Origin of the sequence: Vreelandella lionensis (assembly GCF_002087295.1) — a bacterium.
Taxonomy (GTDB): Bacteria; Pseudomonadota; Gammaproteobacteria; order Pseudomonadales; family Halomonadaceae; genus Vreelandella; species Vreelandella lionensis.
Genome location: NZ_MWVI01000023.1, coordinates 1 through 23,579, shown reverse-complemented (window position 1 = coordinate 23,579; position 23,579 = coordinate 1). Strand labels below are relative to the sequence as shown.

The window sequence follows — 23,579 nt, the reverse complement described above, 5'->3', positions numbered from 1 at the left end:
AGTAAGCGGTTTTCCGCGCTGACTGATAACCCGCCACTCGCCGCGGTAGGAGGTAAGGTTGCGACATCTTCAACGCTGGCTAGCCGCAGCGCTGCTGTGCGCTTTATTGCCAGCCAGCGCGGCGGTATTGGCAAGTACGAACTGGTACTACGAGGTCGATAAACAGAGCCCTTGGCAAGGCGATCTAGATGTGCGAATAAGCGCCATTGAAGAAGTATTTGGCGGCGCGCTAGGTGTTTATGTTCAGAACCTCGCAACAGGCGAGGCGTACTCCTGGCAGGCAGACGACCCCTGGTATTTGGCCTCGCTGATTAAAGTGCCCGTAGCGGCTCAGGTGCTGGCTGAGCGCCAAGCTGGCTCGCTCTCTCTGGATGATCGTCTTACATTGGCACGCAGCGACTTTGTCGATGGCGCCGGGCCGGTCAACTGGCACGACCCCGGCACGCCCATTTCGATTCGTTATTTGCTTGAGCAGATGCTCACCGTCAGCGATAACACCGCCACGGATATGCTGATAGACCGTGTGGGCTTGGACGCCGTGAATGCCCGCGCCCGCCGCATGGTCGCCGCCAGCAACGGCCAGCCGGAGCACCTTGGTCCCATCAGCAAGCTGGTGGAAGTGCGCCAGGGTGTATATGGCCAGTTACATCCCGAGGCTCGCCAACTGGGCGGGTTAGATTTTATCGCCCTGCGCCAACACCGTGTGAACCAGCGCCCGGCCGCCTTAGCGCGCACATTGGGCATGGGTGAAGGGAGCTTCGAACAGCCCGACTACGACCACGCCTTCGATGCCTACGAAGCCACCGGTGAAAACGTGGGCACGCTGCGCGCCTATGGCGACCTGCTGGCCAGCCTGCATCACGGTGGTATGGAGGATGTGAATGCCGAACAGCGCCAAACGCTGCTGGCGATCATGCAGCGAACTAAATCTGGCGAGCGGCGCTTGAAACAAGGCATGGGCAGCGAGTTCACCTTTGCGCACAAAACAGGCACGCAGCACCGGCGAAGCTGCGATGCCGGTATTGCATCGCGTGCCTCTCAAGCAGGTGACGCCGCCAATGGCCCCTGGGTCATCGTGGCGTGTACTCGTGGGCCGCTCTCGGTGCAGGCCCATGAGCGTGCCCTGGCGAGTGTGGGCGAAGCGCTGCGTTATAGCGGTGCCTTGGGTCACGACTAGCAGCGAGCGTGATAAACTGGCCTACCGTATTGGGTTTTTTGATTAAGGAGTTCGTTATGGCACGTGCCAGCGCCCGTCATATTTTGGTAAGCAGTGAAGAGCAGTGCAACGCACTGAAACAAGAGATCGAAAACGGCCGTGACTTCGCGGACGTGGCCAAGCAGCACTCCAGCTGCCCCTCCGGCCGTCAGGGCGGCGACCTGGGTAGCTTTGGCCCCGGCCAAATGGTGCCAGAATTCGACAAAGTCGTCTTCAGCGGTGAGCTCAACAAGGTTCACGGGCCGGTACAGACTCAGTTTGGCTATCACTTGCTCGAAATCACCAGCCGCACTTAATACCTTTTAAAGGCCGTCATGCACCGCGGCAGCCATGTCGCGGTGCCATTGGCATCGCGCTGCGCCGGTTCTGCGCTGGCCCGCGATGTAAGGAGCACGCCTTGAACGACCCCATCATTACCATCGATGGCCTGAATAAAACCTACGAAGGTGGCTTTCAGGCGCTCACCCGCGTGGATTTAACCATCCAGCGCGGCGAAATTTTTGCACTGCTCGGCCCGAATGGGGCGGGTAAAACTACCTTGATCAGCTTGGTATGTGGCTTTGTCAATCCCAGCGAAGGTCATGTCATTGTCGACGGCTTCGATAGCGTGCGCGATTACCGCCAAGGCCGCGAGCGGATTGGTCTTGTGCCGCAAGAGCTCACCAATGAAGCGTTCGAAACGGTCTGGAACACGGTGAGCTTCAACCGTGGCCTGTTTGGTAAGTCCCCCAACCCCGCCCATATCGAAAAAGTGCTCAAGTCACTCTCGCTGTGGGATAAACGCTACAACCGCCTGATGACCCTCTCCGGCGGTATGAAGCGGCGGGTGCTGATTGCCCAAGCACTTTCCCACGAGCCACGCATTCTGTTTTTGGATGAGCCGACCGCCGGGGTGGATGTCGAGCTACGGCGGGATATGTGGAACGTGGTGCGCGGGCTGCGGGACGATGGGGTGACGATCATTCTCACCACCCACTACATTGAAGAAGCCGAAGAGATGGCCGACCGCATAGGCGTCATCAATCGCGGCGAGATCGTGCTGGTGGAAGAGAAAGCCGCGCTAATGAAAAAGCTGGGCAGCAAGCAGCTCACTCTGCAGCTACACAGCCCGCTAACGGAGTTGCCGCCTGCGCTGGCGCAGGAAGAACTCAGCTTAACCGCCGACGGCTATGAGCTGGTCTACACCTACGATGGCCGCCAGGAAGAGGAGGGGCGTGGGATCTCTACCCTGTTAACGCAGCTAGAGCAGGCGGGGATCAGCTTTAAAGATCTACACACCCGGCAGAGCTCGCTGGAAGATATCTTCGTGGACCTGGTGAAGGAGCGCTCATGAACCTCTATCCCGTTCGTGCGATTTATATGGCGGAAATGGCCCGCACTCGCCGCACGCTGCTACAGAGCGTTGTCTCACCGGTGATCTCTACCTCGCTCTCCTTTGTGGTGTTTGGCGCGGCGATTGGCTCGCGGATTACCGAAATTGGCGGGGTGAGCTACGGTGCGTTTATCGTCCCTGGTTTGATTATGCTGATGCTGCTGACCCAGAGCGTCTCGAATGCCTCGTTTGGCCTTTTTTTTTCCAAGTTTTCCGGCAGCATCTATGAGATTTTGTCGGCACCGATCTCCTATTTGGAGATTGTCGTGGGCTACGTAGGGGCGGCGGCCTCGAAATCGATACTGCTAGTGCTGATCATCCTCGGCACGTCCAGCTTCTTTGTGCCGCTTGAGATCGCAGACCCGTTCTGGATTCTGACGTTTCTGGTGCTGACCGCCGTCACCTTTAGCCTGCTGGGCTTTATCATCGGCATCTGGGCAGATGGCTTCGACAAGCTGCAGCTCGTGCCGCTGCTGGTGATTACCCCACTCACGTTCCTGGGCGGCAGCTTCTACTCCATCGATATGCTGCCTCCGTTTTGGCAGAGCGTGACCCTGGCGAATCCGGTGGTGTATCTCGTCAGCGGTTTCCGCTGGAGCTTCTACGGCATTAGCGATGTCAGCTTAGGAGCTAGCGTGGCGATGATTTTGCTGTTTTTGGCGGCCAGTCTTGCCACCATTGCCTGGATTTTCCGCACCGGTTACCGCTTAAAGCCCTGATGCTGAGGTGACCTCTTCGACGTTTTTATAAAGGTAATGTCTGTTTATGCCGCTACTGCAAAGTACTGTTTACCGCCTTGAGCCATCTCTCGATGGCGAACGCTTAAGTGTCACTGCCCCGCCTGCGGAAGCGGAAGCTGCCGGCGATGACGCGGTGATGGCCAGACTAGTGAATGCGCTAAACGACACCTACAACACCAAAGCGAAGGGCTGGGGGCGCTTTGCCGAGCAGGGAGAGCAGGCCGGGCCGCTGGTGGCGTGGCTCACGGCGTATCAAGCCGACGAGCAAACCTTGGCCCAACTGGCGAACGCGATGGCCGAGCGACTGGCCCAAACGCTGCAGGGGCAGCTCTCCGTTGGCGGTTACTTGGTCATCGCTCATCTACAACAGGGCGATACGGAAACGCTGCTGATGGCCCTCATTCACCAGCGGGAAGGTATCGGCTTTAACGACGCGCACCAAGCGGTGCCCGCCGCCCAACTGAACACGAGCCAACTCCCCCTGGCAGCCCGCATCAACCTGACCCAGTGGCAGAGCGGTGGGGAAAGTACCCAGTACGTCTCGTTTCTAAAAGACCGGGGCGGTAAAAAGCTCGCCGATGGCGTAGCGGCGCTGCTGGGCATGGAGGAGGGCATTGATGCCCCCGCCGAAACCCGCACGCTGCTGAAAGCCTTTAGCGACTACGTCGAAAAAGAGGACCTGGACGACGACGCCAGCCGGGAAAAAACCGATACCCTGGTCGATTACGCCAACGAGCAGCTGCGCCGTGGTGAACCGATGACGCTGGAAGAGCTCTCTGGGCTTGTGGATGAGAAGCAGCCCAAGGCGTTTTACGACCATATTCGCAACGCCGACTACGGCCTTTCGCCGGAAATCCCGCCAGATAAACGTACTATCAGCCAGTTTCGTCGCTTCACCGGGCGCTCTGGAGGCGTCTCGATCAGCTTTGATTCACACCTGCTGGGTTCCAGCATTGAGTATGACGAAACCCAGGATCGGCTGATCATCAAGCAAGTGCCCAAACAGCTCAAAGAGCAGCTTGCCAAGCGGAAAGAGTAAACGGCGAGGCCTAGGGCGGCACTCTTAAGGTGTCGTGTAGTCCTAGGTTAGCCACTGATATGAGGAGACCGCCGTGCTGGATGCCATTCACTCTTTCTTCCAACAGGTACTTTCCGTGCCTGAACAGCGTGATAACAAAACGCTCACCCTAGAGCTAGCGTCGGCCGCGCTGCTGTGTGAAGTGATGCGCGCCGATTACGACAACAGTGATGAAGAGCGCGCGGCGCTGAAGCAAATGCTGATGGCGCGCTATCGGCTCAACGAGCAAGATGTCAGCGAGTTAATGGCACTGGCAGAGGCGGAGGTCGACGACGCGGTGGATCACTATCAGTTCGTCAGCCTGATCAAACAGCACTATGGTTACGAGCAGCGCCTGGAACTGGTCAATTTAATGTGGCAACTGGCCTGGGCCGACGGCACGCTGGATCCTCTCGAAGAGCATCGGATTCGTCGGCTGGCAGATCTGCTGCATGTCAGCCATAGCGACTTTATTCGCAGCAAGCTTAACCAGTCACCGGAAGAACCCTCTTTCAATCACGACACCCACGGCAAAGGAGCGCCGAAACGCCCATGAGTAATACGCAGGAAGCGACGAACTTAACCGAGCTGATCCATACCATGGAGAAGATGGAGGGGGAAAAATCCCAGGTCAGCGTGGATGACGTGGTACACGCGGTGGGGAGGCGCTCGTTTGGCCCGCTGCTGCTATTAGCGGGGTTGATTACCCTGGCCCCCATCCTGGGCGATATCCCTGGGATGCCGACGCTGATGGCCTCCCTGGTACTGCTAACGTCGGTGCAGTTATTAATCGGGCGAGAAACGTTCTGGCTGCCCGGATGGTTGCTTAACCGCTCCCTCTCCCGGAAGAAGTTCGATAAAGCGCTGCACTACATGAAAAAGCCCGCTAAGTGGGTAGATAGCTTGTTGGTTGTGCGCTTGGCTGGGATGACCGGCTACATCGGGATTAGGGTAACGGCCGTTGCCTGCCTGCTCGTGGCCCTGGCGATGCCGCCGATGGAGGTTATTCCGTTCAGCGCTAACGGTGCCGGGCTTGCGCTCACGCTGTTTGGGCTGGGGCTGGTGGCCAGAGATGGCCTGATGCTGGCGCTGGGGTTTTTGCTTACCGGCGTGACCTTCACGGTAGTAGTGATGAATCTCATCTAATGCTTTACTAGGCACTTTCGCTATTGCCGTAAAGCAAGAAGGAGCTATGTGCCTACGATGAGTAACTCGCCCCATTTACCACCTCCACCCAAGCCACCTCACCAGCAGTCGGCGTGGGAGCGGCGGATTGAAACCGCGCTGTGGAACTCGCGCTTTTTGGTCATGCTAGCGGTGGTGCCAAGCCTATTAGGCTCGCTGATGCTGTTTATCGTCGGCACGCTGGATATCCTTAAAGTGGTGGGCGATGTACTGCACTACTACTTGGTGGATGACACCCATAACATCCACGACACCCTGGTGCCCGATATCATTATTGCGGTGGATATCTATCTGATCGCCATCGTGCTGCTGATTTTTGGGCTAGGCGTTTATCGGTTGTTCGTTTCGCGTATCGACCAAGCAGAGGTGCGTTACCCTGCACACCCCTTCAACGTTGCCTCGCTGGATCAGTTGAAAGACAAAATCGCCCGTGTGGTGATTTTGGCCGTGATTATCGAATTCTTCCGAGCAGTCGTCGATATCCGCTTCACCACGCCCTTAGAAGCGATTTATTTAGCGCTCTCCGTACTGGCGCTGGCCGCCGCGCTCTACTTGATGAGTTTGGCGCATAAAGGGGAGTAGTCATTAACAGGAGGAGTGGCGCGCGCCGTTACTCCTCTGCCAATAAATCGGCCACCAGCGCGTTAAGCTGCTGCTGGAACTGGCCACCGGGCGATGGCGGGGTTGGGTCTGAGGTGATCACCACCGTCATCCCCCGCTCGGGAATCACATACAGCGCCTGCCCGCCGTATCCTCTCCCGTAAGCGACGTGTTCACCCGCTAGCGTCGTGATAAACCAGCCAAAGCCGTAGCCATCGCCCGTCCAGGGTGATTGGCCTCTGGGCGTCCATGAATCTTCTACCCAGCCTTCAGGCAGCACGCGCTGGCCATTGGCCACGCCGTCGTTGCGGTACAGCTCCCCAATCGCAATGAGCGCGCGAGGGGAAAGCTGCATATCGTTCCCTCCAAAGTAGATCCCTTGAGGGTCCTGCGGCCACGGGGGAATCGCAATACCGAGCGGTTCGCCTAACAAGCGCTGGGCAAGCGCGAGGGTGCTTTCACCGCTGGCCTGAGTCAGCGCCGCCGAGAGCAAATGGCTGGTGCCGGTGGAGTAGAGCATGCGCCCGCCTGGGCGGTCCACGAATGGGCGAGTGAGCGCATCGTTTACCCAATGGGCGCTGGCCACCCAAGCGCCGTAGTTGCTGCCCGATGTACGCTCTAAGCCAGCTTGTTGTGCCAGTAAGTGCGCCACTGTGATGTCGTTCACCTGTGGGGCAGCAGCGCTGGGCACACTATCTAGTAGCGCCACCAGCGGCCGGTCAACGGATTCAATGACGCCCGCCTCGATCGCCGCCCCGGTCACGGCGGCTAACACCGTTTTCGATAGCGATTTGACGTTGGCAGGTGCCGCAACCCCTGGGCCGCCTTGGTGATGTTCATGAATAATATTGCCGTCGTAAGCCACCACTACAGTATGTAAGCGATCAAGCGCCTGAGCTTGTTGGTTGAGTGTTTGTAGCGCACCCGATGATGGTTCTGAGGCCTCAGCAGCGGTAACAGGCAAAGAAGTCATCACACAGGCAAATAAAAAGGCAGTTGTTTTCATCACAGCACCAGGCAAGGAAGTCGTAAACTTCGAGATACGTGAGGAGGTAAGGTTCCATTGAGAGGGCAGCAACCACGATTACGCAAACTGAGAAAAAGCCTGCTACGCTAGGAGAGATTATTGAAGGGAAGCAACCCTTTGATTTCCATGAAACGCTAAAGCAAGGAGTGCCGTTATGCGTAACATTATCTATATCGTAGGTCTGATCGTTGTTGTTCTGTTTATTTTGTCGCTGTTGGGCCTGCGTTAATCTCTGCCATGAATAACCCACGACCTGCATGATGCGATATTAGCGCTTCTAAACGCCCGCTCCCCCAGCGGGCGTTTTTTCTATACATGTCTCAAACTCTACACGTCTCAAACTCTATACATTCTCAACCAAAGGCTAGGCGCAATCCGCTGCCCCTTGGCCAAACATATCAAACATCAGCTCGCGGCCCATGGCTGTTAACACAAAACGGCCATAGTCATTAAAAGTGGCGGCATCACTCTCTTCCAACACTTGCTGGCAAAGCGCCCAACGGGGGTGTTGATGGCTCAGAGAGATCAACTCCTGGTGCGATAAACCACGCTGTATCAGGGTGATGGTTTCAAGCACATGGCCGCTCTCATAAAGCAGTTCCGCTACGCTAGAAAGGCAGTGGCGCAAGCGCGCTGTACGTGGAAGGAAGCAGTGGTCGCGGGGGATAATGCTTCAGCGGGCATGGTAGGTTGCTCCTGCAATCGCAGCAAAATGGGTGTGCTGCAGTGCATTATAAAGCAGTAGGGGTGTTAGACCAAGGTCTATGCATTGGGCTGAGTTTTGCGTGTCATCTGAATTACAAAAAAGGTGTGGTAGTCTCGCAAGACTTCTTTTAGAGCTGGTTGATTATGCAGATTAGTGTCTTTGGTACCGGATATGTAGGGCTCGTGGCAGGTGCGTGTTTGGCGGATGTGGGTCATCAGGTCATCTGCATGGATATTGATGCTAACCGCATCGCACAGCTTAGCCGTGGTGAGATCCCTATTTTCGAGCCAGGCCTGAGCCAGCTGGTAGCGCATAACGTTGCCGCTGGGCGTTTGCTATTTACCACAGATACCGCGGAGGCGGTAACCGAAAGCGACACGCTGTTTATCGCGGTGGGCACCCCGCCAGACGAAGATGGCAGCGCTGATCTGCAGTACGTATTAAGCGTCGCGGAAAGTATCGGCCAGCACATGCAAGGCTATAAGCTGGTGGTTGATAAATCGACGGTGCCGGTAGGCACGGCCGAGCGTGTAAGCGACACCATCAGCCGCGTGCTACAGCAGCGTAAGGTTGAACACCCTTTTGATGTGTGCTCCAACCCTGAGTTTATGAAAGAAGGCGCTGCCATTGATGACTTCACCCGCGGCGCTCGCATTATCGTAGGCACCGAGAGCGAGCGGGTAAAAGAGCGTATGAAAGCCTGCTACGCGCCCTATAACCGCAACCACGACAAGCTGATGTTTATGAGCGTGCGAGCGGCAGAGCTGACGAAATATGCTGCCAACGCCATGCTGGCGACCAAAATTAGTTTCATGAACGAAATGGCGAATTTAGCGGAGCGCTTAGAGGTTGATATTGAAGATGTACGCCGGGGTATCGGAAGTGACCCGCGTATTGGCTATCACTTTATTTACCCTGGTTGTGGTTATGGCGGCTCCTGTTTTCCGAAAGATGTGCACGCCCTTGAGCAAGCTGCTTTGCAATTAGGTTACACGCCGGAATTATTAAAAGCTGTAGAAGCCGTTAATCAGCGCCAAAAACAAAAGCTTTACACAAAAATGCAAAAGAGCCTCGGTAACTTAGAGGGGAAAGTGATTGCTATTTGGGGGCTAGCATTTAAGCCCGGCACCGATGATATGCGCGAAGCGCCCAGCCGAGCACTGATGGAAGCCCTGTGGGCAGCAGGCGCAAAGGTGCAAGCGTTCGACCCGGAAGCGATGGGTGAGTGCCGAAGGCTTTATGGCGAGCGTGACGACCTGATGCTCGCAGGCGATCGCATACAGGCAGTAAAAGGTGCAGATGCACTGGTCATCTGTACAGAGTGGAAGGAGTTTCGCACCGTTGACTTCACTTGGTTAGCAAACCAGCTAAACAATAAATTAGTAGTAGATGGGCGTAATTTATACGCGCCCAGCGCGTTGAGTGAGGCGGGTGTTTGCTATGTGGGCGTGGGTAGAAAGTCTTAATAAACAGAAGTTTATAGCTTTGGTTTGCTGTTTCTGGTAAATGAGTAAGCCCAGGGCTAATAAATTTGTTAAAGTTAATAGTCTCAATGCCGAATAAATAACTAATTAGCTAACTTGAATAATGGCTGCCGCAAAATCGGTAAGACGGCCGCACAACGCGAAAAAGGGACGGTACGCATGGCTTCCATTTCATCACTTGGTATCGGTTCAGGGCTGGACCTCAACGGCTTGCTAGATCAGTTGCAAGAAGCTGAGCGTGGCAAACTTGCGCCCATCGAGCAGCAACTGGAAACCCAGCAAACCAAAATCTCTGCCTATGGGCAGTTGCAAAGCGCCCTTTCCGAATTTCAAAGCGCCGCAGAGGCACTTAACGACAGCGCCCTCTACGAAAGCCTCTCTACTAATGTAGGGGGAGAAGCAATCACCGCCACGGCAGATGGCGAAGCGCAGCCCGGCAGCTACAACGTAACGGTTGAAACGCTAGCAACCCGCGGCACCTTAGCCTCTGAAGGCGTCACGGCTGTTGATGAAGCGCTCACTACAGCAGAACAAACGCTTACTTTTACCTTTGGTGAAGGGGCCACGCAAACCACAAAAGAAGTGACCATTGCGGCAGATAGCACTCTCGAAGATATGCGCGACGCCATCAATGCAGACGAAGATTCCGGTGTTAACGCTACCATTGTGTTCGATGGCACCGATTACCGGTTAGCACTTAGTTCTAGTGAAACAGGCGCTGATGCCTCAATTGCAGACTTCAGCTTCTCAGGTACTGCGCCGTTTGCTGCGGATACAACTAACACACTTCAAACGGGTACTGATGCCGCGCTGAATGTGAATGGCATCGCCATCACTAGCCCTACTAATCAGGTAGAGGGCGCCATTCAAGGCGTCACGCTGAACCTTCAGGAAGAGGGGGATAGCACCGTTTCAGTAGAGCAAAACACCCTAGCAGTGCGCGAAGCGGTGACGGGCTTTGTAGATGCCTACAACGACCTAAAAGGCACCATTGGCGACCTCACCAGCTTTAACGCTGAAACCGGCGCCGCCGGTGACTTGTTGGGCGATAGCGCCGTGCGTACAGTGGAATCTCGACTGCGCAGCGTGCTTGGTAGCGGTGTTGAAGGTCAGTTCTCCATGCTGACTGATATCGGCATTTCACTACAGCGCGATGGCACGCTCGAAGTTGATAGCGGCAAACTAGACGACGCCATTGCCAATAACCAAGATGCGCTCTCGGCATTTTTTGCAGGCAGCGCAGAAGATGAGGGCATGGCTGGCCAACTGAACCAAACCGTTGAGCAGCTGTTAGGCACGAACGGCGCAGTGGCTGGGGCGAAGTCGGGGGCTGAAAATCGCATTGAATCGCTAGGCGAACGTTATACCCGAATGGAGCAATCCATCGAGCAAACCATTTCTCGCTACCGGACCCAGTTTGGCCAGCTGGATACGATGATCTCTCAAATGAACCAAACCAGCAGCTACCTCACTCAGCAGTTTGATGCGTTAGATGCACAGCTAGGACGAGAATAATACCAATTTTGTTTAGCTATCTCCAAAACGCCTGCGATAAGCAGGCGTTTTTATTAGGTTATTATACAGACGCCATTAAACGCCTGAAAAAGCGCTAAAGTCTTCCGTTGTTCCGTCGATAAAAATGTTATTAAATTTCAACAAGCACTCCGTACCTGACTAAGTGTTTTTGATGACTGTTGGTTTAGCCTTTTGCATCGAGGAACATCGGCATGGCGACAATAACCTCCCTTGGCGTTGGCTCTGGCTTGGTCCTCACCGGCCTATTAGATCAGCTACAGGCAGCTGAGCGTGGCAAACTTGAGCCCATTACGCTTCAAAAACAGCAGCAACAGGCTAAGATTTCTGCTTATGGCCAGCTGCAAACATCACTGAACGCTTTCCAAGACTCACTGGCGAAAATCAACGACTCGGCGCTTTATCAAAGCCTCTCTGCCAATGTGCGGGGCGACGCTATTAAAGCCACCACCACCGCTGATGCGCTGCCGGGTAGCTACCGTGTTGAAGTGTCTAACCTCGCGACGTCAGGCTCCTTAGCGTCTAGCAGAGTCACCGAGAGCGATACCGCGCTAGACCTGCAGGGCGCCACCTCCATTCAGCTCACTTTTGGCAATAGCGATACGGACAAAATCGATCTTGCTGCAGACAGCAGCCTGACCGACATTCGCGATGCCATTAACGCCAACAAAGACTCCGGCGTAAACGCCACCATTATTAACGATGGCACGGGCTACCGGCTGGCGCTTAGCTCTAAAACGACCGTCGCGGATGCCTCTATTGCCAGCTTTGGCTTCGTAGATGCAGCCGGAGCCACGGTGGCGGGCCCCTTTGCAGAAGATGCCGCCACCAAGCAAGCTGGTGGAGACGCCGCGCTAACGGTCAATGGCATTGCCATTAGCAGCGCAAAAAACCAGATCGAAGGCGCCATTCAGGGCGTTACCCTTAATTTAGCGGAACTTAGCATTGCCGATGGGGAAACTGCCACCAGCACGGTTAATGTAGAGCGCGATACGCTCAAGCAGCGCGAAGCCATTAGTGGTTTTGTAAAAGCGTTTAACGACCTAAAAGGCACTATTGGAAAACTTACCAGCTTTAATGGCGACAGCGAAACCGCCGGTGAATTGGTAGGCGACAGCACCGTGCGTACCATTGAAAGCCGCCTGCGTAGCGTGCTGACGGGTGGCGTAGCAGGGGGCGAGCTTTCCACGCTTAACCAGCTAGGCATTACCCTGCCACGAGACGGCACGCTGGAAATGGATGACGATACAATCAGCGACCTAGTCGCCAATAACCCCCAAGCACTCAGTGACTTTTTTGTGGGTGGCGACGCAGGGAATGGCTTAGCCGCACAGCTCGACAGTACCGTCGAGCAGATGCTTGGCGATAACGGCGTAGTGAAACTAGCGATTAGCGGTGCCGAAAGCCGTGTAAAAAGCCTGGATGAGCGCTATGAGCGCATGGAAAAAACCATTGAAGGCACCATTTCCCGCTACCGCACCCAGTTCGGCCAGCTAGATAGCATGATTGCCCAGATGAACAGCATGAGTTCCTACCTAACCCAGCAGTTTGATGCATTGGATGCTCAGCTAGGTCGTGAAAGTTAATTAACCTAGCAGCGGGGTAGCTGGATAGTGCCAAAAGCGGTCTCAACGAGCGATATAGTGAAGAGCTCGGTGGAAGAGGCCGCTTCAGCGGGCGAAGGATTTCAGCACCCTTCTTAATGCGCCCCATGTAACTGCAAGGCACAACGACGAAGCAACCTAACTCCTTCCAGCTACTCCCCCTCTCGGTACATGGCCGCCAAACTCTCTTCCGTGATGGGCTTACGCTTAGCATCCAAAATTTTGCCACCCAGTTCCGCCACCTCATGAGTGAAGTTAATTAAATTACATCCTCCGGGCTGCGCGACACCTTCCGCGTGTTCAAAAAGCGGATCAAGATCGACACCCCCTGCACCGGCGTATGCTCCCCCTCTTTATGCTCTTTATGTAGAGGCGGCAGCTTACCCGGTGAGGTGGCGCTAGCCAGCATAATTGGGTAGCCCTGCGGCCCCGGCGGAAGGTGGAAGGCGCCTAACTCCGCCTCGTAAAAAGCGTTTTTCGCGGCAAGCATTTCCCCCAGCGCTTGGTTAATGGCTTGGCTGGGCGCAGCAAACATCACAAACAAACACTGCTGGGTCGGTCTTTTGCTCTGCTTGCTGGTTGTTTTAGGCTGGCTTTGATAGCTGGGGGTATCCGCCTGCTCTGCTAGGGGAGTGGGGGCTTGTGTGGAGGAAAGCTCAGCCTTACGTGGTGCAATCACCACCTTGTAAAACAGCACAGTGCTTATTAGCCCTAACACAACAGCGATGCCGCCTAGTAGCAAAGGTAGGTAGGTTGTTGCCATGGTGCGTCCTCTACTGCATTCGTATGAACGTACAATACCCCTCTACGATTAAAAATGCAGCGCCTTGGCCAGCTATGTAGCGCTATGTTGGTCAGCGTTCACTAAAATTTACATAATTTTTTACTATTCGCCCTAAAGGTTCTCCTTCTTATGCCGTTAATCAATACAACGGCACACAACGTGGCCGAAAAGCGGGCCTTCTAGGCCAGTGTTCCAGCAAGGAGAATCACCATGTCAGTGATCAATACCAACATCACTTCGATGATCGGTCAGCAGAACCTGCGTGAATCGCAAAATGCTCTGCAGACTTCCATGGAGCGTTTGAGCTCTGGCCTGCGCATCAACAGTGCCAAAGATGACGCAGCTGGTCAGGCGATCGCTAACCGTTTCAGTGCACAAATTACCGGTCTGAACCAAGCCCAGCGTAATGCCAACGATGGTATCTCCATCGCACAAACCGCTGAAGGTGGCCTAAACCAAGTTAACGACAACTTACAGCGTATTCGTGAACTGACTGTTCAGGCACAAAACGGTACCAACAGCCAGTCTGACCTGGACTCCATCCAGGACGAAATCAATCAGCGGATGTCTGAAATTGACCGTATCTCTGCTGAGACTGACTTCAACGGCACCAAAGTACTCTCCAGCGACAACGGCCTAAGCATTCAAGTAGGCGCTGACGATGGCCAGACCATCTCGGTCAATTTACAAGAGATCACTGCTAGCACGCTTGGCATGAATGGTTTCAATGTCAATGGCAGTGGCGAGACGCAAAACGCGACAGCTACTGTTACCAATATCCAAGCAAATGGCGGAACTACAACCAATACTTCAGGTGGCGGTGAGTGGGGCGTTGACACTAATCATGACGCGGCTACCTTCGACGACCTTCTTGCCAATATGCAAGATGGCAATACCGTTCAGGTAAGCGGTGCTACTACTTCTGCAACCTATACCTTCGATGCTGCTGCTGGTAACTTTACATTTGACAATAACGTAACTGCGTCTGGCCGGTGGTACAGAAGCTGCAGATTTCGTTGAAGCTCAAGGATTTACACCTGCAAACGGCACTAAAACTGGTACCTATGAAGTTGCTGGTGGCGATACTGCTACGTTTGAAATTACTTCAACTGGTGCTATCACGCTGGACGGCGAAGCAGCATACATTTCTGCGACAGGTGAATTGACTAATAACAGTGGTGCAGGCGCGACAGCAGCTACTATTGAAAACCTGGTAGCTCAAACTGCCAGTGATGGAAATACTCTGACTATCGATGGCACAGAGTACGTGGGTCAAAGCGACGGCACCATCACTTTCAACGACACTGCTAGTGCAACTGAAGTAGAGCAGGCATTAACCCAAGCCACCACTGACTCTACCGTTACACTGGGTGACGGCTTCGAGAGCGCGCTGTGACGGTTGGCTCTGGCGGTACAACATCTACTGATACTTATGTAGATCGTGATGATGAGCTTACAACCGTTCAAGGTTTCCGTACTGAGTACAACGTCAACGATGAAACCGGTGAAGTAACAGTTGCAGGTGTTTACGATTTGAATGCTGCAACTCAAACTAACGTTGCTAACACCAAGTACGACGAAGAAGTCGGTGCTACCGTATATGTCAGCGGCGGTCAGCTAACAACTGACGAAACGACTGCTGGTGAGTCTACAGAAGGTCCGTTAGCAACTCTGGACGGTGCTTTGGCCCAGGTTGACAGCCTGCGTTCTGAACTGGGTGCGGTGCAGAACCGTTTTGAGTCTGCGATCACCAACCTGAGCAACAACGAAACTAACCTTTCTGCTGCGCGTTCACGCATTGAAGATGCTGACTACGCCACTGAAGTAGCTAACATGACCCGTTCTCAGATTCTGCAGCAAGCGGGTACTTCTGTACTGGCACAGGCTAACCAGCTGCCACAGAATGTTCTGTCTCTGCTGGGTTAAGTTTAAGCTTAATGAATGACCTAATGAACCGGCCCTTGTGGCCGGTTTTTTGTTTGCATAGCAGTGTCTTTAGCGTAGCATAAAGTACAAAGATAGTGTTCTGAAAGCATAAGGGTGAAGATGTCGTTATGGCAAATAAGAAGCCCCAGCATGTTACCGAAAAGCGTAAGCCCCGTATTTTGTGGGCCAACTTATATTGTCTGCTAGATACCTCGAGCGGAGCCAGCAGCACTATAAGACAGATGCTCAAACAGCTTACAAAAGCTGGTTATGAGGTTGTGGTACTTGGTGCAACAGTGTTTGATCACCCTCAAGGTACCCAGCTCTTTCAATCCATGCCGAAAGTAGTTGAAGAAGATGGAAAGCTTGTCAAAATACAAGATGATTCATTGACTCATCAACTAATTGTCACAAAAAGCACCTACCGCTCAAATATTAGTGCGACAGATGAAGATAACTGGCACCGTCAATATATCTACCTATTAGATAGCTTTAAGCCAGACATTGTATGGTTCTATGGTGGGCAGCCGCTAGAATTATTAATTGCTGATGAAGCGCGAGCACGAGGAATCCCAAGCGCTTTTTATTTAGCGAACGGTAATTACAAATCACCACGGTGGTGCCGTGATGTGGATTTAGTGCTTTGCGATAGCCAGGCAACCTCACAGATGTACCGTGAAACGGTGGGCTTCGTGGCTACACCGCTGGGTAAATTTATAGATTCACAGCAATTTATTGCTGAGCAGCACGAGCGCAAGCGGCTTTTATTTGTAAATCCTTCATTTGAAAAGGGCGCTAGCGTTGTGATTCAGCTAGCATTGCAGCTTGAAAATACTCGGCCGGATATTGAAATAGAAGTAGTTGAAGCACGGGCTGATTGGCAACAAATATTAGAAGCAACAACAACAAAGCTTGGTAACGTACGTAAAAGTCTATCGAATGTGATAGTGACGCCTAATACAAGCGATATGCGTGGGCCATATAGCCGTGCTCGTGTTTTACTGGCCCCTAGCTTGTGGTGGGAAAGCGCAGGCCGTGTGTTGCCAGAAGCGATGTTGAACGGTATTCCTGCTATTATCACTAACCGTGGTGGTATGCCGGAAATGATTGATGATGCAGGCATCAAATTTGATTTTCCTGAAGCCTGTTATGAAAAACCTTACCATCATCTTCTTACAGGTGATGAATTAAACCCCTTAGTAGAGGCGGTGACCGCTTTCTACGATGATGAGCAGCACTACCAAGCATTTGTTGAGCGCGCGAAGCATGTGGGATTATCTAAGCACCACATCAGCGTTAGCACAAAGCGCTTAACTGATGCTTTGGCTCCTTTGGTAGCGCAAAAAGCAGGTAATAAAGACTTTCGTGTTCCCCAACGAAAGCAGCATAAACATCGTTTAGCAGGTACTGCTGCAAAGCCCAAGCTTTCATCGGAAATGGCTGTACCGTCTACGTCGAATACAGCTAAGCAGGTTATAAAGGTCTCCAAAGATCCTAAGCCAACGTTAGACTTTGACTGGCAGCTTACGAGTAACGTCGTTGTATTAGATAACCGTGCAAAGCTCATTAAAACAGGTGTTGCTGAAAAACTGGCTAACACGAAGGCATTTACGATCTTAGCATTCGATCCCGCGAGTGAAGTTTCAAAGCCAGAAACTTACCAAGGGCATGAGCACATTCAGCTATTCCAACATGCGCTACTAGGAGATGGCCAGCCAACCAAGTTAATTGCTTGCCTAGATGCTGCATTAAGTAGCCCGCTTTCCCCATTACCTGAAGATGCGCTGCCAAAACATCGCCGCCAAGGTGCAAAAGTATTGGCCCAGTTGCCAATTAATACGATTGCACTGGATAGCATTGAAGGCCTCCCGAGCTTAGATTGGCTTATCCTCGATGACTTAAGGTGATGCTGCCACCATCTTGGCGCATGGTGAAAAAGCCTTAAAAGATACGCTGTTAATTCACGCCCGTGTAGCTTTCCAGCCAACCCATGAAAAACAGCCTAGTCTTGCAGAGTTACAGCACTGGGCAAGCCGCAATGGCTTTCGCTTTTATCGGTTTAACGATATTAAGCACCATAGCTATCTTCCTAGCGATATCAGTATAAAAGAGCGACAGGCAACGGAGCAGGAAAGTGCAGATGTACTGTTTCTACCCAGCCAAGAGTGCATGGATGCACTTAGCAAAGAGCAGAAGCTAAAGCTGGCCTTCGTGCTAAGCACAGTGTTTGAAGCTAATGATATAGTGTACGATCTGGTGAACGGGCTAAATCAAGATCAAGCGCTAAAATATCTGGTGGCCCAAGGAATAATTAATCCTAAGTCACAAATTTCTCCTCCGGCTGGCCCCACCGATTCCCCAAAGAGAACATATTAAGGGGGAAGCTGTTGTTAGTGTAGTGTGCGCTACCTATAATCATGTCAATTTTATTGAGGATGCAATAAAGGGTTTTATTGCACAAAAAACCGATTTTCCTTTTGAAGTGATCATTCATGATGATGCTTCGACGGATGGGACTCAAGAAGTAATCAAGCGTTACGCTGAGAAGTATCCTGATTTAATTCGGCCTATTTACCAAAAAGAGAATCAGTATTCCCAGAATAGAAAGCCACTCGATATATGCTTGCCCCTCACAAAAGGCCGATATGTGGCTATTTGTGAAGGCGATGACTATTGGACAGACCCCAAAAAGCTAAAAATTCAGTTTGACTACATGGAGCGGCACCCAGACTGTGTGGTAACGCACCATAACGCCTTTGTTTTTGATAGTTGTGGTTTGGTAAGAGAGTCCAAACTTCCCAAGGATTGTATTAGAAGCTATAAAAAAGATGAATTATTAAGAAATGATTGTTTTCTGTTAACGCTTTCAATGATGTTCAGGAAAAAGTTTGATAAGTTTCCAAAAGAGAAGGGTAATGTAGGAAATGGTGATAATTTTTTAATCTCAATGCTGGGGCTTTATGGAGAAAGTGCCTCTTTAGAGTGTGTTAAGCCAGCTGCATATCGTTTACACGCTGACTCCACATGGTCTAGCAAAACGCCAGAAGAGAAACAAAAGATGCTTGCTAATAGCATGAAGTGGATATCAATATATCACGAGAAACGTGGGCGAAAAGATATAGCCAACTATTATGCCAAGAAAGCAGTTTTCTAACCCTATGTTATACCCGCTCTGCTTAGAGCGGGTAACATTTTAGCAGCTTGGTAGACCTAAACCACGCGATCTAAGTTCATCTTCGATAGCTTGCATAGTGATGACTATCTCACTTTTTATTCTTTCCCAGGGTACGGTTTCATTTGGATAATTTGAGATAGGGAAGTTATTCCAGTTATCTTGGTTGTTAGGTAGTACAACATTTTTAAGATGGCAGTATGTCTTCTCAAGATATTCTTGTGTTGCGTTTTTGATGTTCATTATTGTTCCTTAGTAGTATATCAATGTTCATAAAAATTAACATTTTCAGTATATGATTGATTTTTTCTTTGTCAATACCATATGGCTCTTATGTTAATATTAGTTTTATTTTTCTTTTTGGGCTTATTTTTATAAGGCTGGCGCCGCCTCCTCAATAGAGTAGTCCTCCAACCGCCAGCGATTAGTATTAGAGAAACTCGCTTCCCAGGTATATTCCGGCGCCTTCCCAGCATTCACCTCACTCTGCTCAATCAGTCGACAGGTAATCTCGTTGTAGTAGTGCTCCGGGCGCTGCCAGAAGTCTTCATACTGAACCACCAGTTTTTTGTGTTCAAGCAACGCGGCAATTCCCTGCTCTACTGAACGGTTGATGGCCGCAATCTGGCCGGCTACGGATTCGAGCGGGTCTAGGTCTTTGAGGTGTGCAAAATCGTCAATATAGCTTAGTGATGTCATGAGTGATTGACTATAGTTTTGATTCCTAGTTGTCATTTATTAACTCTTCGAGTCTTTCCTCTCTTACTTCCAGAAGAATTTCTTCTTTTATAAAATCTTCTAACGAGTTTTCCCCAGTGGTTTAAAACAGACTTGCTTTTAAAGACTGAGTAGTGGTTGTGGTCATGATGTTTGTGGCAGTTTTTTATGAACTCTAGAGTTTGTTCAGTAACTGTAATGCCTACTTTATTAAATAAGTCTTTTGTTTGTTTTTCTGTGTTTTCTACTAGTGAGCTGTAACGAACGATATGAAAGTTGGTGTATTTTTTTTCAAGCTTTAAAAAAAGCTTAGTTGATGCTATCCAGTCGTTGAAGCCCCAGTACTCACCCGTTTCATTATTTTTTCGGCATTGCCCAGTACGCCAGTCATGCATCTTATTACAGTCCTTTTTTTCAAATTCACGATATGAATGAAACCATGAGTTAATTACTGCACAAGGATGGCGGATTATGGCGATAATCTCAATATCTTTAACAGACTCCAAATAAAGTTCTAGTAACTCAAAATGCCGTGTAGTTTTAAAAGCTAAAATTTCATGTGATGTTTTATCAAAAGCTGGGTAGTGTCCCTTGCTAACTTTATCATTTTGTAAAATAAAATCGTCATCAATATTTATTAGTCTGTCAAAGAAATTATTTATTTCTTCGCCATTAGAGTTGATATTGAGGATATTTTTAAAACGATAAGAGAACAGCGGTTCAGTCCGAAAAGAAACAGTAGGTGAACTATTGATGATTTGGCCAAGCCAGCTAGTGCCCGACCTTGGCATACCAGTAATTATCAGTTTCTTCATTTTTTAGGCTCTAATTAAGCAGTCAAATCTATATTGGGCCGAATATAGGTCTTTATGCTGATCCAGTATTTTACATGTTGCCGAGAGCTTGTCTGCTAATTCATAAAAAAATACTGGTAAAAACCATGTTCCAACAGGGTCTGAACCTGTTTCAAGTAATGTTTTTGCTAGTGTCCGTTGTCTATATTCGGTGTTATAAAAGTTTGATTTGCGTTGCTCGTCTGGAATGCCGCCTAGAAATAGCAGTCCGTTTTTAGGTAAGTTTTTTACAGTCTGGAATAAAAAGTTTTTTGTTTCCAGGTAGGTTAGATGCTGTATTACTTCATAGCAATAGGCCTTGTTAAAAGAAAGAAGCTTGGTGTCATGATGTAAAATGTTAGCATTGACTAGAGATACTTTTTGATTGTTTAGGTATTTAGATGCTTGGCTATATAAGGCTTTGTTTCGCTCAATGCCGATGATTGTTTTAGTAGAGTTTGTAAGGGTTTTTGTCAAAACCCCATTTCCACAGCCGAAGTCAATCACTGTGTCAGTAGTTGATAATTTTAACTCATGTTTTATTGTCTGGGTGATGAGGTTGAGCTGGTGCTCATTAACTGGCTTTCCGTCGATAGTTTTTCCTACCTGATAAAGTAAGTTTTTGCTATGTGAAACTCGTTGAGTATAGTAGCTTTCTATATCATTCATTTTCTACTTGCTCTTTGTTGAGAAGGGAGAAGTCGTTTTTTAGCATCTCGCGGATGGAGTTTTTATCATTCCACATCAGAACATCAAGTATTGATAAACCTTCAATAAAGCACTTTCTATACTGAGTGTAAGGTTGAAATTTCGGCTTTAAAAATTGAAGTTCAATCCCTGCCGCATCAAACTCTTTCTGCTGAAAAATATTGCTTCCTCCGTAAAGGTTAATGTATTTGCTAGCTTTTTTTAACTTTGAAATTTCCAATGCCCACTGTCCAGGGTGTGTGATGGCTGGAAGCTGCCAGTCTTGACGCGACTGAACAGTAGTTGGTGTCTCAATTCCCAAATGTTTAGCAGTTTTTATTAATGTTTTTTCCAATGTTTCCGTAAGGCTTTCTGTTGAGTCAAATAGGCACTCATAGACAAAGTCTTTGGTTTCTCTGTAGTATGGAGCCTTTCTGTAAGTTGTTAATTTTCCCATGATGGTTTCATTCCACTTCTGATTTTGTATAATGCTGATTTCATTGATATAGTCGAACTGGCCACGTTTTGATAATGGTATTGTTATGAATTGCCAATCTTTTTCTGGGTTGGTGTGTAAGATGCGATTACGGTTGATCCAACCTTTGTCGATAAACTGTATTTTATCAAAGATAATCCATTCATCGACATGATTCATCAGCTGGAAATAGTCAAATATAAGGAAAGAAATATGGCTGCATAATTGCTAGGTTCATGTCTTTAAGTCCATCTTTATGATTGCAATGTTGTTCAGTACTTCTTGCTTATTTAGCTGGTCAAAGATTGGTAAGCATAATACCCGGCCTGCAATGTCTTTTGATATTGGTTGTCTCATTTGTGGCCCAAGACATATCAACTCTTCCAGTGATGGGTAAAAATATCGCCTTGCCAGTACGCCGTTTTCCTTGAGCGTTGCAGCCACGCTTATGGCCTGCTCTTCGTTTTCAAACTCCACGGGAAAGTAAGCGTAGTTGTAATCTAATGCTTCTGGTTTGGCCTGTAGTTGCAAGGTTTGGCTTAGTGCTTGTTTGTAGTGGTGCCACACAGCGGCACGGGCCTTCAGGTTTGCTTCCATTTCATCCAGCACACATAGCCCCATCGCCGCCTGCAACTCATTCATCTTGGCATTAATGCCTAGTGCTTCGATGGTTTCTGGCCCATTAATGCCGAAGTTGATCATCTTTTTCGCACGCTCTAAGTCTTCCTTCTGTTTGAATACAATCGCGCCACCTTCGCCAGTATGGAAGAGCTTGGTCGCGTGAAAACTAAGTGTGGCGGCATCTCCATGTTTCAGTAAATTTTCGCCTTGGTACTTCACGCCAAAGGCATGTGATGCATCATAAATAACTTTAAGGTGATGCTTTTTTGCAATGGCGTCGATAGCATCTACATCGCAGGCATTGCCGAATACATGCACCGCAACTATGGCTTGAGTTCTGGGTGTTATTGCCGGTTCGATATTGGTTGGGTCTAGACACCAAGTGTTTGGGTCAATATCAGCGAATACCGGCTCTACGCCTTCCCACTTGAGAGAACTAGCTGTAGCACCAAAGGTAAACGGCGTGGTAATGGCTTCAGTCGGTTCATTGCGGCCAGTAACCCCAAGCGCTCGATAAGCAATTTGTAGTGCCAGAGTACCGTTCGCTACAAGAAGAAGATTTTCTACCCCCAGATACTCCTCTAGACGCCTGGTAAGCTCCTTCACTAGCTCGCCATTATTGGTAAGCCAAGCTCGCTCGTAGATTCCGTCTATATATCGGTCAAGCTTTTCACGGCTAGGCAAATAAGGCTTGGTGACTGGTATCATAGTAGGCCTTTTAATCATTATGGAATCGCTTAAAAACCGTGTACAAGCTGTTGTAAGTAGGCACCGTACCCACTCTTCTGTAATGGCTTACTTGTGCGAGCTAATGCTTCTTGAGTTAACCATCCCTGATTAAACGCAATTTCTTCTAAGCAGGCGATTTTGTACCCTTGGCGTTTCTCAATAGTTTCAACAAATTGAGCCGCTTCTAGCAGGCTTTCGTGGGTGCCTGTGTCTAGCCATGCAAAACCGCGCCCCAGCAGTTCAACCTGTAAATCACCCCGTGCAAGGTAGGCTTGGTTGATGCTAGTAATTTCTAGTTCCCCTCGCTGTGAGGGCTTTACTTGCTTAGCTATCTCAATGACGTCGTTATCATAAAAGTAGAGCCCAGTTACTGCATAGTGTGAGCGAGGATTCTGAGGCTTTTCTTCGATACTGACCGCACGGCGCTGGCTGTCAAACTCAACCACCCCAAACCGTTCAGGGTCTTTAACCTGGTAACCAAAAACGGTCGCGCCGCTTTTTCGCAGTGATGCTTGGCGCAGTTTAGGGGTGAACCCCTGGCCGTAGAAAATGTTGTCACCTAGCACCAGGCAAACACAGTCATTGCCAATAAACCTCTCTCCGATCAGGAAGGCTTGTGCTAGCCCATCTGGCTGAGGCTGTATCGCATAGCTTAGGTGGATGCCAAAACGGCTACCGTCGCCTAATAGCCGCTGAAAGCTTGCTTGATCATCTGGCGTGGTAATAATCAAAATGTCTTGAATGCCCGCTAACATCAATACGGAAAGCGGGTAATAGATCATAGGCTTGTCATAGATAGGAAGCAGCTGCTTAGAAACCCCCATAGTAATAGGGTAAAGCCGGAGGCCACTTCCTCCCGCCAAAATAATACCCTTCATGGCTGCTCCTCGCGATACGTTGTTATGTTGTTATCGGCGCTTACCGTTGTTTCTTTAAGTGCTGACTGCCTATAGGTTTTGAGCATCCAGGTGACGGTTTTGCGCAATCCGCTGTGAAAGCTTTCCGAGGGCACCCACCCTAGTTCATGTGTGATTTTACGGTTATCAATCGCGTAGCGTCGATCATGCCCAGGCCTGTCTTTTATGGTTCTTCGTCACTTCACGTGGATTTG

At 50.3% G+C, this 23,579-nt stretch carries 27 protein-coding genes and 1 pseudogene; 17 read left to right on the top strand and 11 right to left on the bottom strand.

From position 1 onward, the window contains the following. Window positions 1-58 precede the first annotated feature (58 nt). From B4967_RS03135 to B4967_RS03100, 8 genes are all read left to right on the top strand, one after another. Window positions 59-1,177, top strand: a complete 1,119-nt coding sequence (locus B4967_RS03135) for a serine hydrolase (RefSeq protein ID WP_392567137.1) — start codon at window positions 59-61, stop codon at window positions 1,175-1,177. A gap of 56 nt (window positions 1,178-1,233) precedes the next feature. Beyond that, entirely contained in the window at window positions 1,234-1,512 is a 279-nt protein-coding gene (locus B4967_RS03130) for a peptidylprolyl isomerase (protein WP_016915098.1), read from the top strand. 101 nt (window positions 1,513-1,613) lie between these two features. Beyond that, entirely contained in the window at window positions 1,614-2,549 is a 936-nt protein-coding gene (locus B4967_RS03125) for an ABC transporter ATP-binding protein (protein ID WP_083023504.1), read from the top strand. Next, entirely contained in the window at window positions 2,546-3,307 is a 762-nt protein-coding gene (locus tag B4967_RS03120; RefSeq protein WP_083023502.1) for an ABC transporter permease, read from the top strand. Before B4967_RS03125 ends, B4967_RS03120 begins: the two co-directional genes overlap by 4 nt. 46 nt (window positions 3,308-3,353) lie before the next feature. Beyond that, window positions 3,354-4,367 (top strand): nucleoid-associated protein, encoded by a 1,014-nt coding sequence (locus tag B4967_RS03115; protein ID WP_083023501.1) that lies wholly within the window; start codon window positions 3,354-3,356, stop codon window positions 4,365-4,367. Window positions 4,368-4,440: 73 nt separating this feature from the next. Beyond that, window positions 4,441-4,941, top strand: a complete 501-nt coding sequence (locus B4967_RS03110) for a tellurite resistance TerB family protein (protein ID WP_083023499.1) — start codon at window positions 4,441-4,443, stop codon at window positions 4,939-4,941. Continuing rightward, the gene (locus tag B4967_RS03105; RefSeq protein WP_083023497.1) at window positions 4,938-5,531 is read left to right on the top strand and encodes an exopolysaccharide biosynthesis protein; all 594 of its coding nucleotides are present in this window, start codon (window positions 4,938-4,940) and stop codon (window positions 5,529-5,531) included. The genes B4967_RS03110 and B4967_RS03105 overlap by 4 nt, the downstream gene beginning before the upstream one ends. A 57-nt stretch (window positions 5,532-5,588) precedes the next feature. Then, on the top strand, window positions 5,589-6,152 hold the full coding sequence (locus tag B4967_RS03100; RefSeq protein WP_083023496.1) for a YqhA family protein: 564 nt from the start codon (window positions 5,589-5,591) through the stop codon (window positions 6,150-6,152). 28 nt (window positions 6,153-6,180) lie between these two features. Here B4967_RS03100 and B4967_RS03095 read toward each other — a convergent pair whose 3' ends face one another. Together B4967_RS03095 and B4967_RS03090 are read right to left on the bottom strand one after the other, a co-directional pair. Further along, a complete protein-coding gene (locus tag B4967_RS03095) occupies window positions 6,181-7,176 on the bottom strand; it encodes a serine hydrolase domain-containing protein (RefSeq protein WP_083023494.1) in 996 nt (331 codons plus the stop codon). Between the two features lie 385 nt (window positions 7,177-7,561). Further along, on the bottom strand, window positions 7,562-7,774 hold the full coding sequence (locus B4967_RS03090; RefSeq protein WP_243470302.1) for a hypothetical protein: 213 nt from the start codon (window positions 7,772-7,774) through the stop codon (window positions 7,562-7,564). Window positions 7,775-8,046: 272 nt separating this feature from the next. On the opposite strand from B4967_RS03090, the gene B4967_RS03085 reads away from it, so the two are divergent. From B4967_RS03085 to fliD (B4967_RS03075), 3 genes are all read left to right on the top strand, one after another. After that, the gene (locus B4967_RS03085; protein ID WP_083023492.1) at window positions 8,047-9,369 is read left to right on the top strand and encodes a UDP-glucose dehydrogenase family protein; all 1,323 of its coding nucleotides are present in this window, start codon (window positions 8,047-8,049) and stop codon (window positions 9,367-9,369) included. 177 nt (window positions 9,370-9,546) lie between these two features. Further along, complete coding sequence (gene fliD / locus B4967_RS03080; protein WP_083023491.1) at window positions 9,547-10,902, top strand: flagellar filament capping protein FliD; 1,356 nt, start codon at window positions 9,547-9,549, stop codon at window positions 10,900-10,902. 212 nt (window positions 10,903-11,114) lie between these two features. Then, the gene (gene fliD, locus B4967_RS03075; protein WP_083023489.1) at window positions 11,115-12,506 is read left to right on the top strand and encodes a flagellar filament capping protein FliD; all 1,392 of its coding nucleotides are present in this window, start codon (window positions 11,115-11,117) and stop codon (window positions 12,504-12,506) included. A 277-nt stretch (window positions 12,507-12,783) separates the two neighbouring features. Here the strand turns inward: fliD (B4967_RS03075) and B4967_RS03070 are convergent, their stop codons facing one another. After that, complete coding sequence (locus B4967_RS03070) at window positions 12,784-13,287, bottom strand: hypothetical protein (protein WP_083023487.1); 504 nt, start codon at window positions 13,285-13,287, stop codon at window positions 12,784-12,786. Window positions 13,288-13,518: 231 nt separating this feature from the next. On the opposite strand from B4967_RS03070, the gene B4967_RS17715 reads away from it, so the two are divergent. From B4967_RS17715 to B4967_RS03050, 6 genes are all read left to right on the top strand, one after another. Continuing rightward, on the top strand, window positions 13,519-14,328 hold the full coding sequence (locus tag B4967_RS17715; RefSeq protein ID WP_139794391.1) for a flagellin N-terminal helical domain-containing protein: 810 nt from the start codon (window positions 13,519-13,521) through the stop codon (window positions 14,326-14,328). Window positions 14,329-14,470: 142 nt separating this feature from the next. After that, window positions 14,471-14,704: a hypothetical protein gene (locus tag B4967_RS17710; protein ID WP_139794390.1), complete on the top strand. Its 234-nt coding sequence runs from the start codon at window positions 14,471-14,473 to the stop codon at window positions 14,702-14,704. Then, a complete protein-coding gene (locus tag B4967_RS21175; protein WP_139794389.1) occupies window positions 14,701-15,234 on the top strand; it encodes a flagellin in 534 nt (177 codons plus the stop codon). The genes B4967_RS17710 and B4967_RS21175 overlap by 4 nt, the downstream gene beginning before the upstream one ends. Before the next feature lie 128 nt (window positions 15,235-15,362). Continuing rightward, window positions 15,363-17,141 (top strand): glycosyltransferase, encoded by a 1,779-nt coding sequence (locus tag B4967_RS03060; RefSeq protein WP_083023486.1) that lies wholly within the window; start codon window positions 15,363-15,365, stop codon window positions 17,139-17,141. Between the two features lie 13 nt (window positions 17,142-17,154). Continuing rightward, on the top strand, window positions 17,155-17,610 hold the full coding sequence (locus tag B4967_RS03055) for a hypothetical protein (RefSeq protein ID WP_083023484.1): 456 nt from the start codon (window positions 17,155-17,157) through the stop codon (window positions 17,608-17,610). A gap of 22 nt (window positions 17,611-17,632) precedes the next feature. Beyond that, a complete protein-coding gene (locus B4967_RS03050; RefSeq protein WP_161491466.1) occupies window positions 17,633-18,388 on the top strand; it encodes a glycosyltransferase in 756 nt (251 codons plus the stop codon). A gap of 39 nt (window positions 18,389-18,427) precedes the next feature. Here the strand turns inward: B4967_RS03050 and B4967_RS17700 are convergent, their stop codons facing one another. The 8 genes and pseudogenes from B4967_RS17700 to B4967_RS17695 all read right to left on the bottom strand — a co-directional run. After that, a complete protein-coding gene (locus tag B4967_RS17700) occupies window positions 18,428-18,649 on the bottom strand; it encodes a hypothetical protein (protein ID WP_139794388.1) in 222 nt (73 codons plus the stop codon). A gap of 129 nt (window positions 18,650-18,778) precedes the next feature. Further along, window positions 18,779-19,105 (bottom strand): hypothetical protein, encoded by a 327-nt coding sequence (locus tag B4967_RS03045; protein WP_083023479.1) that lies wholly within the window; start codon window positions 19,103-19,105, stop codon window positions 18,779-18,781. A gap of 32 nt (window positions 19,106-19,137) precedes the next feature. Further along, on the bottom strand, window positions 19,138-19,938 hold the full coding sequence (locus tag B4967_RS03040) for a sulfotransferase family protein (RefSeq protein ID WP_083023477.1): 801 nt from the start codon (window positions 19,936-19,938) through the stop codon (window positions 19,138-19,140). A 3-nt stretch (window positions 19,939-19,941) separates the two neighbouring features. Further along, window positions 19,942-20,625 (bottom strand): class I SAM-dependent methyltransferase, encoded by a 684-nt coding sequence (locus tag B4967_RS03035; RefSeq protein ID WP_083023475.1) that lies wholly within the window; start codon window positions 20,623-20,625, stop codon window positions 19,942-19,944. After that, window positions 20,618-21,319: a WbqC family protein gene (locus tag B4967_RS03030; protein ID WP_279384642.1), complete on the bottom strand. Its 702-nt coding sequence runs from the start codon at window positions 21,317-21,319 to the stop codon at window positions 20,618-20,620. The genes B4967_RS03035 and B4967_RS03030 overlap by 8 nt, the downstream gene beginning before the upstream one ends. Window positions 21,320-21,352: 33 nt before the next feature. Next, complete coding sequence (locus tag B4967_RS03025; protein WP_083023505.1) at window positions 21,353-22,447, bottom strand: DegT/DnrJ/EryC1/StrS family aminotransferase; 1,095 nt, start codon at window positions 22,445-22,447, stop codon at window positions 21,353-21,355. Window positions 22,448-22,476: 29 nt separating this feature from the next. Then, window positions 22,477-23,346 (bottom strand): glucose-1-phosphate thymidylyltransferase RfbA, encoded by an 870-nt coding sequence (gene rfbA / locus B4967_RS03020; protein WP_083023472.1) that lies wholly within the window; start codon window positions 23,344-23,346, stop codon window positions 22,477-22,479. Further along, a pseudogene (locus tag B4967_RS17695) lies at window positions 23,343-23,552 on the bottom strand (hypothetical protein); the annotation flags it as partial. The gene rfbA and the pseudogene B4967_RS17695, both read right to left, overlap by 4 nt. Between the last annotated feature and the right edge of the window lie 27 nt (window positions 23,553-23,579).

Coding starts and splice junctions, on each gene's coding strand:
- B4967_RS03130 (WP_016915098.1), top strand. CDS start 1,234: ATGGCACGTGCCAGCGCCCGTCATATTTTGGTAAGCAGTGAAGAGCAG.
- B4967_RS03120 (WP_083023502.1), top strand. CDS start 2,546: ATGAACCTCTATCCCGTTCGTGCGATTTATATGGCGGAAATGGCCCGC.
- B4967_RS03115 (WP_083023501.1), top strand. CDS start 3,354: ATGCCGCTACTGCAAAGTACTGTTTACCGCCTTGAGCCATCTCTCGAT.
- B4967_RS03105 (WP_083023497.1), top strand. CDS start 4,938: ATGAGTAATACGCAGGAAGCGACGAACTTAACCGAGCTGATCCATACC.
- B4967_RS03100 (WP_083023496.1), top strand. CDS start 5,589: ATGAGTAACTCGCCCCATTTACCACCTCCACCCAAGCCACCTCACCAG.
- B4967_RS03095 (WP_083023494.1), bottom strand. CDS start 7,176: ATGAAAACAACTGCCTTTTTATTTGCCTGTGTGATGACTTCTTTGCCT.
- B4967_RS03085 (WP_083023492.1), top strand. CDS start 8,047: ATGCAGATTAGTGTCTTTGGTACCGGATATGTAGGGCTCGTGGCAGGT.
- fliD (WP_083023491.1), top strand. CDS start 9,547: ATGGCTTCCATTTCATCACTTGGTATCGGTTCAGGGCTGGACCTCAAC.
- fliD (WP_083023489.1), top strand. CDS start 11,115: ATGGCGACAATAACCTCCCTTGGCGTTGGCTCTGGCTTGGTCCTCACC.
- B4967_RS03070 (WP_083023487.1), bottom strand. CDS start 13,287: ATGGCAACAACCTACCTACCTTTGCTACTAGGCGGCATCGCTGTTGTG.
- B4967_RS17715 (WP_139794391.1), top strand. CDS start 13,519: ATGTCAGTGATCAATACCAACATCACTTCGATGATCGGTCAGCAGAAC.
- B4967_RS03060 (WP_083023486.1), top strand. CDS start 15,363: ATGGCAAATAAGAAGCCCCAGCATGTTACCGAAAAGCGTAAGCCCCGT.
- B4967_RS17700 (WP_139794388.1), bottom strand. CDS start 18,649: ATGAACATCAAAAACGCAACACAAGAATATCTTGAGAAGACATACTGC.
- B4967_RS03045 (WP_083023479.1), bottom strand. CDS start 19,105: ATGACATCACTAAGCTATATTGACGATTTTGCACACCTCAAAGACCTA.
- B4967_RS03040 (WP_083023477.1), bottom strand. CDS start 19,938: ATGAAGAAACTGATAATTACTGGTATGCCAAGGTCGGGCACTAGCTGG.
- B4967_RS03035 (WP_083023475.1), bottom strand. CDS start 20,625: ATGAATGATATAGAAAGCTACTATACTCAACGAGTTTCACATAGCAAA.
- B4967_RS03025 (WP_083023505.1), bottom strand. CDS start 22,447: ATGATACCAGTCACCAAGCCTTATTTGCCTAGCCGTGAAAAGCTTGAC.
- rfbA (WP_083023472.1), bottom strand. CDS start 23,346: ATGAAGGGTATTATTTTGGCGGGAGGAAGTGGCCTCCGGCTTTACCCT.